Source organism: Rhodococcus sp. IEGM 1330 (assembly GCF_033142445.1).
GTDB lineage: Bacteria > Actinomycetota > Actinomycetes > Mycobacteriales > Mycobacteriaceae > Rhodococcoides.
Genome location: NZ_JAWLSB010000002.1, coordinates 146498 through 164490, shown reverse-complemented (window position 1 = coordinate 164490; position 17993 = coordinate 146498). Strand labels below are relative to the sequence as shown.

13 protein-coding genes and 1 pseudogene are annotated in these 17993 nt (G+C 65.8%); 3 read left to right on the top strand and 11 right to left on the bottom strand.

Annotated features, from left to right (window positions below; all coding sequences use genetic code 11):
* Nucleotides 1–4 precede the first annotated feature (4 nt).
* The gene (locus R4P57_RS05645; protein WP_317801879.1) at nt 5–1081 is read left to right on the top strand and encodes a ParB/RepB/Spo0J family partition protein; all 1077 of its coding nucleotides are present in this window, start codon (nt 5–7) and stop codon (nt 1079–1081) included.
* Between the two features lie 234 nt (nt 1082–1315).
* Nucleotides 1316–1996, top strand: coding sequence for a GNAT family N-acetyltransferase (locus R4P57_RS05640; protein ID WP_317801878.1), 681 nt, complete (start codon nt 1316–1318; stop codon nt 1994–1996).
* A gap of 36 nt (nt 1997–2032) precedes the next feature.
* On the opposite strand, the gene R4P57_RS05635 is transcribed toward R4P57_RS05640, so the two are convergent.
* The 8 genes from R4P57_RS05635 to R4P57_RS05600 all read right to left on the bottom strand — a co-directional run bounded on the left by R4P57_RS05635 (nt 2033) and on the right by R4P57_RS05600 (nt 13492).
* Nucleotides 2033–3226 carry an N-acetylmuramoyl-L-alanine amidase gene (locus tag R4P57_RS05635; protein WP_317801877.1) on the bottom strand — a complete coding sequence of 398 codons (1194 nt, stop codon included), beginning with the start codon at nt 3224–3226 and terminating at the stop codon, nt 2033–2035.
* 136 nt (nt 3227–3362) lie between these two features.
* Complete coding sequence (gene trxA / locus R4P57_RS05630; RefSeq protein ID WP_008711582.1) at nt 3363–3695, bottom strand: thioredoxin; 333 nt, start codon at nt 3693–3695, stop codon at nt 3363–3365.
* Between the two features lie 35 nt (nt 3696–3730).
* Nucleotides 3731–4720 (bottom strand): thioredoxin-disulfide reductase, encoded by a 990-nt coding sequence (gene trxB, locus R4P57_RS05625; RefSeq protein ID WP_317801876.1) that lies wholly within the window; start codon nt 4718–4720, stop codon nt 3731–3733.
* A gap of 126 nt (nt 4721–4846) precedes the next feature.
* A complete protein-coding gene (locus R4P57_RS05620) occupies nt 4847–5575 on the bottom strand; it encodes a hypothetical protein (RefSeq protein ID WP_317801875.1) in 729 nt (242 codons plus the stop codon).
* A 59-nt stretch (nt 5576–5634) separates the two neighbouring features.
* Complete coding sequence (gene sigM / locus R4P57_RS05615) at nt 5635–6216, bottom strand: RNA polymerase sigma factor SigM (RefSeq protein WP_037195284.1); 582 nt, start codon at nt 6214–6216, stop codon at nt 5635–5637.
* A gap of 99 nt (nt 6217–6315) precedes the next feature.
* Entirely contained in the window at nt 6316–10530 is a 4215-nt protein-coding gene (locus R4P57_RS05610; protein WP_317801874.1) for a lipid II flippase MurJ, read from the bottom strand.
* Nucleotides 10527–12929, bottom strand: coding sequence for a glycoprotein (locus R4P57_RS05605; protein ID WP_411742308.1), 2403 nt, complete (start codon nt 12927–12929; stop codon nt 10527–10529). The genes R4P57_RS05610 and R4P57_RS05605 overlap by 4 nt, the downstream gene beginning before the upstream one ends.
* Nucleotides 12930–12931: 2 nt before the next feature.
* A complete protein-coding gene (locus R4P57_RS05600; RefSeq protein ID WP_032396972.1) occupies nt 12932–13492 on the bottom strand; it encodes an NUDIX hydrolase in 561 nt (186 codons plus the stop codon).
* A gap of 101 nt (nt 13493–13593) precedes the next feature.
* On the opposite strand from R4P57_RS05600, the gene R4P57_RS05595 reads away from it, so the two are divergent.
* A complete protein-coding gene (locus R4P57_RS05595; protein ID WP_317801872.1) occupies nt 13594–15060 on the top strand; it encodes a CCA tRNA nucleotidyltransferase in 1467 nt (488 codons plus the stop codon).
* A gap of 51 nt (nt 15061–15111) precedes the next feature.
* Here the strand turns inward: R4P57_RS05595 and R4P57_RS05590 are convergent.
* From R4P57_RS05590 to R4P57_RS05580, 3 genes and pseudogenes are all read right to left on the bottom strand, one after another.
* Nucleotides 15112–15602 (bottom strand): annotated as a pseudogene (locus R4P57_RS05590) (DUF4185 domain-containing protein); the annotation flags it as partial.
* A gap of 3 nt (nt 15603–15605) precedes the next feature.
* Nucleotides 15606–16925, bottom strand: coding sequence for an MFS transporter (locus R4P57_RS05585; protein WP_317801871.1), 1320 nt, complete (start codon nt 16923–16925; stop codon nt 15606–15608).
* Between the two features lie 24 nt (nt 16926–16949).
* On the bottom strand, nt 16950–17879 hold the full coding sequence (locus R4P57_RS05580) for an NAD-dependent epimerase/dehydratase family protein (protein WP_317801870.1): 930 nt from the start codon (nt 17877–17879) through the stop codon (nt 16950–16952).
* Nucleotides 17880–17993 lie beyond the last annotated feature (114 nt).

The following is a 17993-nucleotide window of genomic DNA, read 5'->3' as shown; positions in this document are numbered from 1 at the left end:
CCAGATGAGTTCAACACGTAAGGGTGGTCTGGGTCGCGGCCTGGCCTCACTCATCCCCACCGGACCTGATGCCGGACCACGCCTCGGCAACGCTGCGGCAGACGTGATCATCGGCGCGGATCGCAACGCCAAGGACCGTCCGGATACGTCCACCAAGCCGAAACGAACCGCACCGGCAGACGAACTCACCGAGACTGCGACGGCGCCCACTCCGACGCCTCCGGTGCTGAGTGGAGACGACCTCTCCCCCGTCGGCGCCGTCTATCGCGAGATCGCACCGGATCGAATCGAAGCGAATCCGAAGCAACCGAGACACGTCTTCGACGACGAATCGTTGGCCGAGCTGGTCCACTCGATCCGTGAATTCGGCCTCATGCAGCCCATCGTGGTTCGTCTCGTATCGGGTTCTGCTGCCGCCGGTGACGCAAAGTATCAGCTCGTCATGGGCGAGCGTCGGTGGCGTGCAAGCCAGGAAGCCGGCCTCGAGTCGATCCCGGCGATCGTTCGGGAGACCGCGGACGATGCGATGCTGCGCGATGCTTTGCTCGAAAACATCCATCGGGTGCAGCTCAATCCGCTCGAAGAAGCGGCCGCGTACCAACAGCTGCTCGAGGAATTCGACGTCACGCACGAAGAACTGGCCGCGAAAATCGGTCGGTCACGCCCCGTCGTCACCAACATGATTCGCCTGTTGAAGCTGCCGATTCCCGTGCAACGACGAGTGGCGGCCGGAGTTCTGTCGGCCGGCCACGCCCGCGCGTTGTTGTCGCTGGACGCTGGATCGGATGCGCAGGAGTCGTTGGCGGCGCGAATCGTCGCCGAAGGGCTCTCCGTCCGCGCGACCGAAGAGGCCGTCACCCTCGCCAATCGGGAGGACGGAAAGAGCCCGGAACCGGCGCCCCGGCGCAAGCCGATTCAGATGCCGGGCCTGCAGGACGTCGCCGATCGCCTCTCCGATTCGTTCGATACACGGGTAACGGTCAGTCTCGGTAAGCGGAAAGGCAAGATCGTGGTCGAATTCGGTTCGGTTGATGACCTCCAGAGGATCGTCGAGATGATGGAAGCACAGAAGAAAAAGTAGCGGTGATTTTTCAGGACCAGACATACACGGGCGAAACGTCACTGTGACGTAGCTCTGTGGTCGATGGTTCCGAAAATTCAAAATCTACCCGAATAGTATTGTGATACAACACATTTGAATGATCTACTCCACCCGTCGGGTCAGGTGATCGAATCGCCTATCCTGGTCGAGGAGCGGATCGGCTCCGATCGACAATTCTCGTGGTGAACGAGTGCACGAAGGCTGAGGTAAGCGGTGTCGGCGATGGTGACCGGAGTGACGCTCGGTTCGTTCGAGCACTTGCCGACGCATTCGCGGCGGTGCAGCTTCTGGGTACTCGATCCTGCGTCGGAGAGTTCCTCGGTCGACCTCGAATTCGAGAACGAAGTATGGCTGTCGACCATCATGCTCGAATGGGGATCGTGTGGGCAGTTGCTGTCCGTCGACGGCAGGACGATCGGCTGCGCGCTCTACTGCCCACCCCGGGCAGTTCCACGCGCGGCCACGTTCCCGACTTCGCCCGTCAGCCACGATGCAGTTCTACTGACCCAACTCCGGATCGATTCGCCGAACGACGCCGACATGCATTCGGCCACGCTGATCCAGGCTGTCGTGGGCGATCTCGTCAATCGTGGAGTTCGTGCTCTGGAGGTGTTCGGCATTCGGCGCAACGCCGACGATGCTGCGCCGGTGGTTCCCAACGCCACGGCACAACTGACGTGTTCGGCGTCGACGTGCATGATCGAAGCGGATTTCCTCGAGAAGGTCGGGTTCGAAGTCATTGCTCCCCACCACAGATTCCCGAGACTACGGCTCGAGCTCGATCGCGATCACGGGTGGAAGCAGGACGTCGAATCTGCACTCGAGCAGCTCCTGATCGCGGCCAGCATCTCCGTCGTCGACATCGAGCAGAAGTCGACGGTCGGGGCGAGCTGACCACTCACCGATCGACGCGTTCGCACGCGCGGTAGGTCAGGGGCGATCGGAGGCAGCGAGTTCTTCGGCGAGCAACTCGGCGAAGGTGAACGTTCCGGTCGGCTGATCGTCCTGACCGAGTAGGTACAGACGTTTGACGGCGATCAGGATCGCTTCGGCGATGATGTCGCGGAACCGCGGGTCGCTGAGCACTTCGACGTCGGATTCGTTGGTGAGGTAGCCGAGGTCGATCTGGATGGTCGGCATGTTGGTCAGGCGCAACAGATCCCACGTGCGGCCATGGCTGCGGCAGTCGAGAAGCGGTGTGCGGGCGACGATTTCACGCTGCACGTAGCTGGTCAGTACCTGGCCGATCATCGAGGTGGATCCGTGCGAGTTACCGAAGTGGAAACTTGCGATGCCGTTGGCCACGGGGCTGGTGCTCGATGCGCAGCGCAACGAGATCATCAGATCGGCGCCCCAGGCATTGGCGGTCTCGGCGCGGTCGGCGACCGAAGGATTGGTCCCGCGAGCACGGGAGAGGAAGGTCTCCATGCCGGTCGCGGCCATGCGGCCCTCGAGTCGACTGGCCAGATCCCACAGAATCTCGGATTCGGAGACGCGGCCGAAGGCCCCGTCGACGATGCGTCCGGTGTCTGCTCCGCCGAGATCGGGATCGATGACGATGCGCTTGCCGGTCAACTGCGGTCCGGACTTACGAACGAGTTCCTCCTCGCTCATAGCGTGAGGGGATCCACCGGTGACGCGAGTTCCGAGAAGGTCGAGAGAGCGCAGAGTCGCCGGCCCACAGATGCCGTCCGGGGAAAGTCCGATCTCGCGCTGGAACGAAGACAGACCCTCGTGTGTGCGGGGACCGAAGAAGCCGTCGACGCGTTCGCTGTAGAAGCCGAGATCCTGGAGTCTCGTTTGCAACGAGGCGACATCGTCGCCGTACAGCGGAGCGGATAGCTGGTAGATGAGGGTTCGGGCGCCGAGGCGGTACGACGCTTCTTTCAACGCGCGATACGTGGCCGGGCCGACCACACCGTCGACCAGGAGGCCGCGGTGTTGTTGGAAGGCGCGCACGGCACCTCCGAGGGCACCGTCGAACACGGAACCAGGAGCCGTCCAGTGGCCGTCGGCCATCGGACCTGGGGGAACGACCGCCTCGTGAAGAAAGCCGAGTGCCGACAGCGTGCCGCGGACCTCGGCGACGGCGGGTCCGGAATCGCCGTGACTGAGTTCCTGCATCCTCGACAAAGCCTCTCGATCGTTCCGTCGGCACTCACACCTTGCGACTGATGTGCCGATGCCGAAGCATCGGCACATCAGATGATTGTCGCAGAAAGACTGGCTTCCGCTGCAATCCACACTGTGTGCAGGTGAGTCAGATAACGCCTTCGAGGTCCTTGAGCAGCGCGGCCTTGCCCTTTGCGCCCACAATTTGCTTGACCGGCTTGCCGCCCTGGAAGAGGATCAGGGTCGGAATCGACATGACCTTGAAGTCGCGAGCAGCCTGCGGGTTGGCGTCGATGTCGAGCTTGGCGATGGTGAGCTTGTCCTTGTGCTCGGCCGCGATCTCCTCGAGAACCGGGGCGACCATCTTGCACGGGCCGCACCAGGTGGCCCAGAAGTCGACCAGAACGGGCTTCTCACTGGTCAGCACATCGTCGACGAACGACGCGTCGGTGATGGTGACAGTGCTCTTGTCGTCGGACATTTTCTATCTCCTCGATGTTGGAAGCTCGGTGCCTGTCAGGCGTTGACGGCGTCGACCGGTTGGTCGGCGTGTTCGAGCGTGTTGGTGGTGATATCGCCTTGCTCTGCCAACCAACGCTCGGCGTCGATCGACGCGGTACAGCCCGTACCCGCAGCGGTGATGGCCTGCTGGTAAACGTGGTCGACGAGGTCTCCGGCAGCGAACACGCCTTCGACGGAGGTGGCCGAGGACGGCGACGCGACCGTGACGTAGCCGGCGTCGTCGAGCTCGACCTGACCCTTGACCAGCTCGTTGCGGGGATCGTGGCCGATCGCCACGAACATGCCGGTCACGTCCAGGGTGGTCTTCTCGCCCGTTTCGGCGTGCTCGAGCGACAGTCCGGTGACGCTGCTGTCGCCGAGGACCTCGAGCACCTTGGTATCGGTGAGGAAGCGAATCTTGTCGTTGTTCTTGGCGCGTTCGAGCATGATGCGCGACGCCCGGAACTCGCTGCGGCGGTGCACGATCGTGACACTGCGTGCGAAGCGAGTGAGGAAGGTCGCTTCCTCCATGGCCGAGTCGCCACCACCGATGACGGCGATGTCCTGATCGCGGAAGAAGAAGCCGTCACAGGTGGCACAGGCGCTGACGCCGCGGCCGAGCAGCTTCTCCTCACCCGGGATGGACAGGTAGCGAGCTGCTGCGCCCATGGCGAGGATGATCGCGCGAGCCCGGTAGGTCTCGCCGCCGGCAGAGACCGTCTTGATCGGGCCCGTCAGGTCGAGCTCCTCGACGTCCTCGGTTCGGATGTCGGCACCGAATCGCTTCGCTTGTTCACGCATCTGTTCCATCAGATCGGGGCCCATGATGCCCTCGCGGAACCCGGGAAAATTCTCGACCTCGGTCGTGGTCATCAGCGCACCACCGAACTGCGTTCCCTCGAACAGGATGGGTTCCAGTTCCGCCCGTGCGGCGTAGACGCCGGCGGTGTAACCGGCCGGTCCCGAGCCGACGATGATGAGATCGTGAACCTTGGGGGTACTCAATGCAGACCTTCCGATCTTGTGCGGCGTGAACTTACCGTCGAGATCCGAGTGCGCACAGCACACGCCGGTCGACGTACATCTGGTCAACACCACCCTAGAGGCAGTTGTTCCCCGGTGAGAGATCTGTCAGCCGATATCGCGACGCGTCAGCACGTCGGGGTTGGCGGTGCCGCAGTCGTTGCCCACCGCGAGGGCAATGAACTGTGAGGGCTGTGCTCCGGCGAGGACGAGCAGGGTTCCGTCTCGACCGTCGACGCGCACTCGACTGGATCCGAGAACGGTGGTGGCCGGATCCACATCGTTGGACTGCAGACAGGCAGCGAGGTCGGCCGGATCGGCCAATGCTCCGGGATCGCGCTTGCCGATGATGCTGAACGCGAAACCGGAGTCGAGGTCGACGGAATCGAGCACCAGAGACGTATCCGGAGCCTGCGACGGGTCGGCAGCGATCGACTCGGGTTCGTCCGGGGTGTACAGGACTGCGGCGACAGCAACCGATCCGGTCACCAGAAATACTGCGGCAGCAGCAGTTCCGAGAACGATATGCCGTCTTCGCGGACGGAGTGGAACGACGACGCCCACCGGGGACGCCGATTGCTCGACCGTGTGGATCGTGCGATCGATCTGCCGGGCGACGTCGGGCGGAATGGACAACGTCCCGGTGGGATCCTCGCCCATCTCGTGCAGTCGAGCCGAGACTGCGTCGAGACCGGCGAGTATCCGCATCGAATCCTCGTCGAGACGAACCAGTGGCCACAGTCGTCTACTGACGTCCTCGGGAAGTGCATCCGCATGCAGATCGGCGAGCAGTTCCGGCGAGAACGGGGCTTGTAGAGCGTCGGTGCTCGACGGCACGTTCCTGCCTCCCTTCGCCGAGTCTGCTTTCCCTCTCACACGGTATAGACGCGAGGGGGTCAGATTCGGTTCCCTGCATCTTTCAGGTACGCGAGCTGAGTCGAGAGCTTGAGTCGACCGCGGGCGCATCGACTCTTGACGGTACCGGTGGGAACGCCGAGCAAGGCGGCAGCGTCGGCCACCGAGTAGCCCTCCATGTCCACGATGACGACGGCTGCGCGTTGGTCGGGTGGCAACGTCATCAGAGCCTGCCGAACGAGAATGCTCGTCTCCGTCTCGGAAATCCGGTCCCTGGGCGAAACGGGCTCGTGACTTTCGTTCTCGCTCAACGGAACCGAGGGACGTGCTTTGTTTCTGCGGATGCGGTCGAGGCAGGCATTGACGACTATTTTGTGCAACCAGCTTCGGACTGCGGCGTCGGCGCGAAACGACCCGGCCGTGCGATGGGCGGAGAGCAGCGCCTCCTGCAGAGCGTCGGAGGCGTCCTCGGGCGTGTAGCTGGTGCGTCGAGCCGTCAGCCACAGATGTTCGTGGTGTCGGTAGATCAGCGTGGCGAAGGCGTTCGGCTCCCCGGCCGCATGGGCAGCCAGAAGCTCCGCATCCGTGCGCTCCCCTGGCGCCGAATCGAAACGTTCGGTCATACGAAAACGGCTCCCCCCGTGTTAACGCATTGGGGGGAGCCTAGGCCATCGAGACCACGAAGTACGAAACGAGCCCTTATTGGTTACCGAATGCCTGATTCAGGAGTCGAAACCGATCCCGGAGATCGAGGTGGCAATGCGGCCGCCCTGTTCACCGAGCGTGGTGATCCAGACGAGCACGTTCCCGGTCGGCTCTGTGTCGCTGAGGGCGATGTCGGTTCGGCCGTTCTGCAGCGTGGCTTCACCGAGCAGAGTGGTGTCGCTCAGGCTGGGTGAGTCGTTCGGGGCCGACCGGATCTCGACGACGGTTCCCGGAGACGTCGATTCGATCCATGCGTTCTGCAGTGTCGAGGACGGAATGGACACGAGCAGCCCGACGCCGTTCTTGAGGGCCGGGAACTGCTGGAAGTACGAGTCGGTCGTCCACTCGGTGCTGGGATCGTTGTCGATCACGTTGGAGGCGGTACTCGGGTTGTCGGCGGAACCCTGGGGTGAGAACACGCTGACGTCGTTCATCGCTACCTGTCCACCGGTCTCGGCCGGGGGCGCAGCAGGCGCATCGCCCGCCGGTGGTGGCGTAGCCGGAGTGGTGAGACCGAAGTCCTGGGTGTCGAGCGGAGTCTCGGTGTTGTCGCCTGCAATCGAGGTGAACAGCCAGAAGCCTGCGAATGCGAGCACGACGACCGTCAATGCACCGAGTACCGCGATGGCGATGTTGGTGCGCATCGACTTGGCCTTCTCGGCGGCGATCTCCTCGGGATCGGCGAGCGAGTGCCCACTGGCACCGGGCGCTCGCTGGCCCAGTCGCAGCGCCGGCATCAGATCCGTCTTGTCGTTGACCACTGCTGCTTGATCGAGGACGTGCTGCACGGTGGCAGCGGTGCGGATTCCGCTGTTCTGTTCCAGTGCCCGCACTGCGACGGCGGAGATCTCGAACGGAACGTCCGGACGGACCTGCCTCGGCTCGAGCGGGGCACCCTTGTCGTCACGATCGGCCGGGCGCATGCCACCGACGCTGCGTGCGGGAGCGCCGTCACCGGATACGACGGCACCGCCGGTGGTGTCGGACAGCGGCCACCTGGCGGTGATCAGGGCGTAGAGCATCGCGCCGAGTCCGCGGACATCCGAACTCGGATCGGCGTCGGCCAGTGTCGCGGGGAAGGCGAGGACGGCATTGCCGCTGGAGCTGATGCGCACGCGATCGGGGTGATCGATCGACAGGGCACCTCCGCTGCGGTGTGCTGCCTCGGCCGCTGCGGCCAGGACCTTGATCGCGCGCGCGGCGCCGGTGGGCGCAGGCACGGTGTCGGCCATTTCGCGCAGTGACCGGCCCGGAGTCCATTCCGCGACGACGATGCCGCCGGAGCTGCCACGCACCACGTCGAGCACGCGGGCGAGGCCGGGCGAATTGATCCGACCCAGGCGCAGCGTGCGCGAGAGAATCGCCTGCGGTCCCTGCGTGCGGTCGTCGGTCGAGGCGGTGGATTGCTGATCGGCGTCGACGAACGTCAATGCGACCTCGCGATCGAGCTTGACGTCGTGGGCCTGCCAGAACTTGAGTCCACGCGCGCCGCCGTGCGGTGCCAGCAGTCGGTACCGTCCACCGGCAACGGAGGCACCGGGAATGAGCGTCGGGCCACGGAGCGTGCGCTCGGGAGCGCTCGCCGGGGCCGATGCAGTGACGACCTCGTCCGTGGTGGTCGAAGCGGCAGTACCGGGTGTAACCGGTGCCGCTGCGGCCTTCTCGGAATCCGCATCCGGCGCGGGCGTCGACTCCTGCGTCGACTTCTTCTCGCTCGGGGTCTCGATCGGGAGATCGGCCTTGGAGATCGAGATGGTCTTGTCGGTCGGACGCGCTGCGAGAGCGGCCTTGGAGATGGAGACGGTCTTGTCGACCGGCTTCGGAGCAGGCTTGTCGGCGGCAGGCTTGCTGACGGCAGACTCGTCGACAGCGGGCTCGACGGGAGTCGCCTCGTCGGCGGGCTCCTCGACGTCCTGCTCGGGAGTCGCGGCCGCGCTCGGTGCCTTCGATTCGGCCGGTGCCTTCGATTCAGCGGCAGTCTTCGCCGGTGACTCGGCGGGTTTCGGGGTCTTGGAGGAAGACGCAGCCTCGGCCTTCACGGGCTCGGTGCGGTCCTGGGTGTCGACCTCGACGCCGCCGCTCGTTCGGTCGGCTTCGCTTGCTGGAGATTGTGCCGGCCCCCCAGCAACATCGTCGTCGGTCACTGTCACTCCTTCAGGCGAATATGCCCCGTGTTGTTCTGCAAAAGGTCGACCTGCGTTGGCTTCTGCCCCCGGGTGCCGATGACCAGGGTACGGGAGCCGATCCCGCGCAGTGTCCCATGTGGGCTCGGATCGAATAACCGGAATCACGCTGGTTTCTGCGGCGGCCGGATCGGCGTCCGTCCGATCGGCTGTACCGCGGAATTTCCGAACCACCCGGCTCAGGGCCACGGTGACTGCCAGGACTTCGGGAATCTTGCCGAACCAGAGGATCGAGAAGGTGATGCCGAGCATGATGACGGCGTCGATCGCGACGCGGGCGAAGTTGCCGACCCAGCCGTTCATCATGGCGTCGAGACCCAGGATCCGATCGATCGCGAGCATGGCAGCGCCACCGGCCAGCGAGGCGATGAGGACCAGCCAGATCGTCTTGCCGACGTTCGCCATCCGCAGGTTGCCCAGGCTCTTGTGCAGCAGGTATCCGCCGATGATCGCGCCGACGGTGTACCCGAGACCGGTGGCCGTCCCGAGGAGCAGCACCACCTGATCCGGCTCGGACGCGATGACCGGGGCGAGCAGAGACAGCCCGATCTTGACGGCGGTGATGCCGAGGATGATCCACGTCGGCGTCCACGCCTTCTCGCGGGCGTAGAAGACCCGCAGGTGGATCAGGACGAGGGCGTACGGGATGAGGGAGAAGGCCGACCAGCTCACGGCCTCGCCGAGTCGGGGTGCGACATCGGCGAACCGGCCGAAGCCGTACAGCGCCTCGCCCACCCACGGTCCCGCGAATGTCAGGAACACGACGATCGGCACCAGCGCGACCATCGTCAGCCGCGTGGCGACCGAGAGATCGTCGACGACGGACGGGGTGTCACCGTTGGCGGCGTTGCGGCTGAGTCTGGGCATGATGGCCGTCAGTACCGTCACGCCGAGGATGCCGTAGGGCAGCTGCAGCACGATCCAGGCCTGCGAGTAGATCACGTTGCTCGCATCGTCGGTGCCCGACGCGATCCTGGTGGCGACGACCAGGCCGACCTGGCTGACGACGACGTAAAGCACGATGGCCGCGGCCATCGTGCCGAACTTCTTGAGTCGCTCGTCGAATCCCCAGAGCGGGCGCAGATCGATGCGTTCGCGGCGCAGGGCCGGGATCAGAGCAACGACCTGGGTGATGACACCGACGGTGACGCCGAGGCCGAGAACGAGGATTTTGGGGTTGCTCATCTCGATCGTGTTCACGGTGATCTCGCCCGGGACGAACGGGTACAGCGCGAAGACGCCGAGCACGATCAGGTTGTTGAATACCGGGGCCCAGGCCCCGGGCTTGAAGTTCTGCCGGGTGTTGAGCACCGCCGTGAGCAGGCCGGACAGTCCGTAGAACATCAGCGCGGGCAGCACCAGATAGGTGAACGCGATGGTCAGGTCCTCGTTGACCTTGGGATCGCCGTCGAGCATCAGCCGCGCCAGCAGCGGGGCTGCGACCGTCGCCGCGAGGGCTACGGTTCCGAGCAGCGCCACTGCGATGGTGAAGAGGCGTCGAACGAATGCACGTCCGCCGTCGGCGTCCTCCTGCTCGGCTCGAACCAACACCGGAACGACGATGGCTCCCAGCACTGCGCCGAGGACGAGCTCGGAGATCATGTTCGGCAGAATCGTCGAGACGGTGAACGCACTGGCCAGCCCCGCACCGAGGGTAGCCGTCATGGCGACCTGCTTGGCGAATCCGGTGATGCGGCTGACCAGGGTCGCTACCGCGATCGAACCCGATGCGGCCAGCAGTGACTTCTGCGGCCTCGGCTCGGGCTGCGGTGCCGGGTCTTTTCCGCCCGGCGGGATGTTCGTCGGCGGAACCCTGTTCGACGGTTGTTGCGGATAGTCCTCTTCCCGGAACCGTGGGATGAGCTGGGTGACTGCGTCGTCGGCAGCCGGCTGACCGTCGAGCGACGGCGGTGCCGGGTACGAGCGCAGCTCCGGCGGCGACTGCCGTTCCCAGGGCGCGGCCCGCGGTGGCGTCGTGCGTCGGAACACCTGCGATGCGGGCAGGCGGGACCGCGGCAGGTCGCCGTCGTACGGGACGTTGCCTGTCATGGTCTCTCGTACCCTTCGTCGGCCGGGTCGGGTTGACCTCTGAATCGGTGCCAGAGGCGTCGACCTGCAAGTAACAGTAGGAGAGCACCGGCGCAGGCGGTAATTATCGCGAGTGCCTGGCCGTATGCGTTCGATCGCACGGACACCGTCGACACTTCACCGAGCCGGGAGCCGTCGAGCGTCGTGACGGAGAAGTCGACGGACAGATTGCGGGTGTCGTCCACCTCGGCCGGGACGGTGATGGTCCGTGATCCACGGGCCGGAAGTTGGGTGACGCCGACGTCACTGATCGTCATCTCCGGCGGCGCGTCGACTCGAAGCAGCACGTTCACCGGGACCGGAAGGTCGTTGCGGGCGACGAGCAGCAGCGGGCTCTGTTCCGAGGCGAGGGTGTAGACGCCGCCCGGGGCCAGCACGGTCACCGATCCGTAGATGGTGTCCAGTCCGATGCGGATGGCTGTGAGTCGGTCGCGCGCCATGGTGCCAGTTTCTTCACTGGCAGCGCTGGCACGACCCGCCGTCGACAACGCGCGGAGCATGTCCTCGCGCAGCGGGGCGGTGTAGAGGCGGGGGGTCAGCTCGGACTGAGGATCCTCGACGAGCGATTGCATCAGGGTGTCGACCCGCGCGCTCTGCGATCGCACCAGGCCGATGGTGCCGGTATCGAGTTCGGTGGCTGCGTCGATGCTGCTCACCTGGGTTCCGGACGTGGGCTCGGCAAGCAACTCGGCCAGTGGCCGCGGCGTCGCCAGCCCGGAACGCAGCAGCGAGGACACCGTCGACAGAATCGCCGACGGCTCGTCTCCGCCCGCGGTCCAGTACTGCGGGGGCGCGACGGTGACGGTGCGCCCGGGCCGATCGGTGCCGACGAGCGCATGGAAGTTCACGGCCCCCAGCGCGTCCTGCAGGCGCGCGGTACGTGAGTCGGTGGCGAGGTCGAAGCGCTGCTCGGATGGGGTCAGTGCAGGCGTGGACGGGATCTCTCCGACGCCGGCCAGTGCCGCAGCGGTGGCGGCGTCGTAGTGGGTGGCGGCCAGCGGTTGGGTCTGCTCGGTTCCGGTCGGTGCACTGTCGGTCGTCACCAGCAGGGAGGTGGCGGCAGAGGTCGGCGGGCTGATGCTGTTGTCGGCGACCAGCACGGTGCCGGTGCCTGCCGCCCGCAGGGCGTCGGCGGTGTTCGCGTCGACCCCACCGGTGGTGCTCCAGGTGAAGCCGCGCGTCGAGGTGGTGCCGAGGATGCCGTCGACGATGTCTGCCGGGGCGCTGACTGCACTGCTGAGCAACGTGGGATCGCCGATGTCGGCCACTGCCCCCAGATCGGTCTGGGCGAACGGCATCGCCGTCACGCAGGTGCTCGACGCGATCGTTTCGAGTCGGGACAGCCATTGGGTTGCGGCTGCGCTTCCGGTGCCCTCGCGGGTGGCGCCTGCGGGATCGGCCGGGTTGTCGACGACGAGGTAGCCGCGGGTCATGTTCGAAACGGTGACGAGCAGGTCGGGGTCCAGGCCGATACACAGGCTCGACGCCAGTCTGCCGTCGGGATCCAGGCCGGGTTGCGTCGCGAATTCGACGGCTTTGAGCAGCGTGTCGAGTCGCCCACCACCGGCCAGTTCGCCGGCGAGCTCGTCGTCGATCAGCCGAACGCGCTCGTCGACGGAACCGGGGATTCCGGCAGCGAGGCGAGGAATGTCGGCCAGCGGCCACAGGACCGTCATCGCGACGGGGTTACGGGTGTTGGGGGGCAGCGGCATCGCGCCGGGAGCGGTGGGGTCCATCTCACCGGGGTTGCGGGGCAGTCCGACGACCGGGAGCAGGAAACGGGCGTCGTCGAGTCGTGCGGTTCCGCCGTATTCGGGGGTGCCGTTGACATTGAGCAGGAGCGGGTAGACGCCAGGGGCCTCGATTCCCAGCGAGGGTTCGGTGGTGCTGCGCAGCTGCATCGACATGTCGAACTGGCGGCTCTCGTCCTTCTCCAGCGATTCGGCGACCGTGACGAAATCGCCGACCCGCTCGAATCGGTCCTGGTCGAGAGTCAGTGAGGTCCGCAGTCCGGCCGTGGTGTCGACGGCGGCAGCGGCCTGCATCCGGACGCTGACGTCGTCGACGCGGCGGTCTCCGGTGTTGGTCACCGTGGCCCGCACTGTCACGAACGGGTCACTGCTGGTGGTGACGGTCGACGGGGCGACGGTCTCGATGCTCAGCGTCAGAAAGGGGTTGCCGGCCTGCGTCATCGGAGTGTCCGGAACGGCGCTGGTGGTCCCGTTCGCGTCGCCGACGGAGGAGTCGGGTTGGGCTTCGGCGTCAGGAAGATGCGCGGGGACCAGCGCGGTGCCGACCGACGGTGCCACCGCAAGAACGAACGTGGTCAATGCGGCGGCAGCGACCTTCCGGGCCCGCACGATCACTTCCCGCCGGGGATGGGTGCGCCCGAGTTGCCGCTGCTCATGTCGTCGATCAGGCGGGTGGCGATGGCGGCGAGTTTGCGTTCGTCGGCGTAGGCGAGTCGAGACGGTAGTTCGGTCAGCGGAACCCACGCGACCTCGGTCACTTCGAGGTCCTCGTCCGAGAGTTCGCCGCCCAGGAATCGGAGCAGGTAGTGGTGGACGGTCTTGTGGACGCGTCGGCCCTCGGTGACGAACCAGTAGTCGATGCTGCCCAGCGAGGCCAGGACGGTACCGCGGATGCCGGTTTCCTCGGCGACCTCGCGCATGGCCGTCTGCTCGGCCGTTTCGCCCTGCTCGATGTGGCCCTTGGGCAGGGACCAGAGGAGGCGTCCGCGGCGGTCGGTGCGGCCGATCAGGGCGGCGCAGCGCTTGGCGGGCGGCCCGTCGAGGCCGTCGACCACCAGTCCGCCTGCCGAGGTTTCGCGGACGGTCCGCAGCTTGGGTGCTTCGGTGTCGGCGCGTGCCTGACGCCGCCGCGGGTTGCGGCGGCTCCTGTTCGCACGTTCGGCAGCAGACACCCGATCCATACTAGTTGCCTGTGCGCACTCTTCTGCCGTGCCGCACCGCGGGGTGAAGGCCGGGACAATCGATCGGCTCGGCGCAAGTAGGCTCTTCCACCGTGGCCGATCAGTCCCTGTCCTCCGTTTCCGCCGAGCACACCGATGCCCGCCGGGAGAGGTTGCTGGCGGGAGCTGCTGTGACGCTGCGCGAACTCGCTCCGGTGTTGACTCCGCTGGGCGCACTGTTCGCGGCGGCGGGGCACGAGCTCTTTCTTGTCGGTGGCACGGTGCGCGACGCAGTTCTCGGTCGACTCGGAACCGATCTGGATTTCACCACCGACGCCAGGCCCGAGGACGTTCAGGCATTGCTGTCGGGCTGGGCGGACCATCAGTGGGACACCGGCATAGCGTTCGGGACCATCAGTGCGGCCAAGGACGGCCAGACGATCGAGATCACCACCTATCGCACCGACTCCTACGATCAGGTCTCCCGCAATCCCGAGGTGCAGTACGGCAACAGCCTCGAAGAAGATCTCGTTCGACGCGATTTCACCGTCAACGCCATGGCGGTACGTCTCGGAGCCGACGGCGCCCAGGAGTTCGTCGATCCGCTCGGCGGCATGGACGCATTGCTCGAGGGCGTTCTCGATACCCCCTCGGCACCGGAGGTGTCGTTCGGAGACGATCCACTGCGGATGCTGCGGGCCGCGCGGTTCGTCTCCCAGTTGGGATTCACGCTGATGCCTCGGGTGCACCGAGCCATCGAGGACATGGCGGAGCAGATCGACCGCATCACCGCCGAGCGAATCCAGGTGGAGCTGGACAAGCTGATACTCGGCGCGCACCCGATCGACGGCATCGACGTGATGTGCGAGACGGGTCTGGCGCAGCGCATCATTCCCGAGGTTCCCGACATGAAGCTCGAGATCGACGAGCATCACCAGCACAAGGACGTGTACTCGCACTCGTTGACGGTGCTGAAGCAGGCGATCGATCTCGAGGACGGCGATCCCGACCTCGTATTGCGTTGGGCTGCACTGCTGCACGACATCGGCAAGCCCGATACCAAGCGAAACGAGCCGGGCGGTGGAGTGAGTTTCCATCACCACGAGGTCGTCGGTGCCAAGTTGGTGCGAAAGCGCATGCGCGCCTTGAAGTATTCCAAGAAGATGATCGAGGACGTCTCGCATCTGGTGTTTCTGCATCTGCGTTTCCACGGTTACGGCAAGGGCCAGTGGACCGACTCTGCCGTCCGCCGCTACGCCACCGATGCCGGCGAGCTACTTCCCAAGCTGCACAAGCTGGTTCGAGCCGACTCGACCACGAGGAACAAGCGCCGTGCTGCGGCGCTCCAGGCCACCTACGACGACCTGGAAGAACGCATCGCCCGTATCGCCGAGCAGGAGGACCTGGCGCGGGTGCGGCCCGACCTCGACGGCAACGCGATCATGGAGTTGCTGAGCATCCCGGCCGGACCCGACGTGGGCAAGGCATGGAAGTTCCTGAAAGAACTGCGCCTCGATCGGGGACCGCTTTCCCGCGAGGACGCCGAGGCCGCGCTGCTCGAGTGGTGGCCCACGCACTAGGCGCGTCCCGCGCACGTGCGCGGAACTTCGTAGCCCACTACGAACTTCCACTCACGGCGAGCGAAGCTCGGCCTTGACCAGGTAAACGTTGTAGCTGTCCCACTCCGAGACGGTGGAGTACAGCTCGTTCGACGTCGACCAGGGGTGGATGCAGCCGCCGGAGGTCTTGGGGTATTCGGCGGTGTCGATCAGAGTGGTCGGTGCAGTCCACTGACCCTGCGGCGAATTCGACTCGCGCAGAACGATATCGCCGCGCAGCGGATCGAGATACGTCATCCGCCAGAGGCCACGGGCCTCGTCGTGATGGACCGACAGTTCCCCGGCCATACCGTCGGCGATGGGGGCGGTCTCGTTCGATCCGACGGGAGCCCAGGTGCAGTCCACCCAGTACTGGTAGGCAGTTTTGTGCAGCACGTCCGCTTTGGGACGCGCGCGAGCCCGACCTGTCCGACGCGTCCGTTGACGGTGCCGAACATGTAGACGTACTCCCCCGCCGGGACCATCGTCGAGACCTGGAACTTGGAGAAGCCGAAGACGTTGTCCCGTCAGCGGCGTGTGCGCCTGGTGTTGAGTACCGCTGCGGCCAAGCCGAGGGCGTAGATACCTGCCCCGACGAACACCAGGATGTGCGCGGTGGGGTCCTGGCTGAGATCGGTGGTGTCGGGGCCGACAGCGAAGGCCGCAGCAGCGAGGGCAGCGACGAACGCCACGTTGAACACGGTGTCCTGCAACGCGAAGACACGTCCACGATGGGCGTCGTCGATCTCGATCTGCATGGCAGCGTCACCGCTGAGTTTGACGGTCTGCCCGGCGATGCCGAGGAGGAAGGCTCCGATCAGCACGCTGGTCTGCGTCAGGCCCGAGACGGCACCGAGCTGCGCCACGATGGCGAGCACAAGAGCGGCGGCGATCGTCCGGGTGCGCCCGACCCGAGGAACGGCGAAGGGAGTGATCAGGGCGGCGAGGAACATGCCGATCGCGGTGGCACCGACCGCGATGCCGAAGCCGGCGAGGCCGCCGGGCAGCGTGCTGGACGTAGGCTGTATCCCTGGGTCGCTGCTGCCGGGTCCGCTCCCGCGAAAAATCAACACCATGATCAGGGTGTTGATGCCGAACACGATGCGGTGTGCGCCGATGCCGAGCATCGCGGTGGTGACACCGGCGGAGCGCCAGACGGCCTGCGCGCCCGATTTCAAGCCTGCAGCAACATCTTTCAGGGGACTGTCGGTGCGTCTCTCGACGCCCGGTCCGAGAGATCGCGGGCGGAACCGCGCGGCGGCGAGCGCCCCGACGACCGATCCGGTGGCGGCGAGACCCACGGCGACCCCCGAGCCGAGATCCCCTGCGCCGACGACACCGATCACCGCGACGGCGAGGCCCGCACCTGCGGCGGCGACACCGGATCCGACGGTCGCCAGCACCGAGTTCATCGGCACCAGCCACGATTGTCGAACCACGTGGGGCAGCGACGCCGACGCCCCGGCGAGCACGAACCTACTGAGCCCCACGGTGGCCAAGGCCAACAGCAACAACGGTGTGGCGTCCACCCCGGCGCACAGCAGCACCGCGGTGGTGACGATCAGGACGATGCGAACGATGTTGGCCCACAGCAGGACCGACCGGCGATCCCAGCGGTCGAGCAGCGCTCCGGCGAACGGCCCCACCAGCGAATACGGGACGAGCAGCACCGCGAAGCCGGCCGCGATCTCGGCCGGATTCGTCGCGCGCTCCGGGTTGAACAGAATGGCACCGCTGAGCGCGGCTTGGAACAACCCGTCGCCGAACTGACCGGCGAACCGAACGGTGGTCAGCTTGCCGACCCCCGGAGATTCGCGCAGTCGGGTACGGAAGGAAGCGTCGCTCACCGACGGGACTTTAGCCCCCGACCGTCACACGGAGACGGCGGGCGTCGCGGCCCACCACGCCATCGTTGCGGCCGCGCCGTCGACGAGTGAAGTGGGCTGCTGCCCGAGGATCGCCGCGCTGCGGCTCGAGTCGAGGACGTAGGGGTAGCGAAACTGGTACAGCGTGTCGCCGAGTTCCTTCATCGGGCCGGGCACCGCACTCAGCACTCGCAGTGCCCAGGCCGGTATGACGCCGACCTTCGGTGTGGGGAGTCCTGCTGCAGCCGAGAACATCTCGATCATCGCCCGCTGCGACACCGCAGGAGCGGTGGGTGCATGCAGGACGGTGTTCCACAGCGCGGGCGACGCCGCGGCCGCGATCATCGCGGCTGCCAGATCCGGGACGTAGGTGAACGAGTGGGGCAGATCGGCGGAGGCGATGACGCGGATCGGCTTGCCGGCCAGAATGGGCGCGACCACCCGCTCACCCATGTGGGAGGTCATCACGCGTGGTCCGTAGAAATCCGAGGCGGCGACGCTGACGGTGGGGGTTGCGTGCGCATCACGCGCAGCGAGGAGTTCGGTACGTACTCCCAATTTCCGGAAGGTTGCGTCTCGGGGCGAGTCCTCGCTGATCGGGCCCTCGACCCAGCCGTAGGCGTACAGACTTTCGGGGAACGCGACGACGGTGCCCGCGGCCGCGTCGAGCACGCGGTTCTCCATGGCGACGAGCTTGTTCCGCCACACCGAGTTCTCGTATGCGACGTGGGTGCAGTGGTAGACGGCCGTGGCACCGCTCAGGTGGGGTCGAAGATCGTCGGATTCGATGTCGACGGCGCGGCGTTCGATCATCGGGTGCTCGGGCCCGCTGCCGGATCGAGTGAGGACCCGCACCGAATGACCATGCGCAGCAAGCTGTTCGGCGACTGTCCAGCCGACGGGGCCGGCTCCGGTGACGACGTGAAGTTCGGTCATGATCGCTCCATTCGATGGAAACGAGAGCGGTGCTCTCTGGTATGTCGAGTGTGCACCCCTATCTCGAAGAATGCAAGAGCAGTGCTCTCTCACAAGAGCGGCAGTTACTGTGAG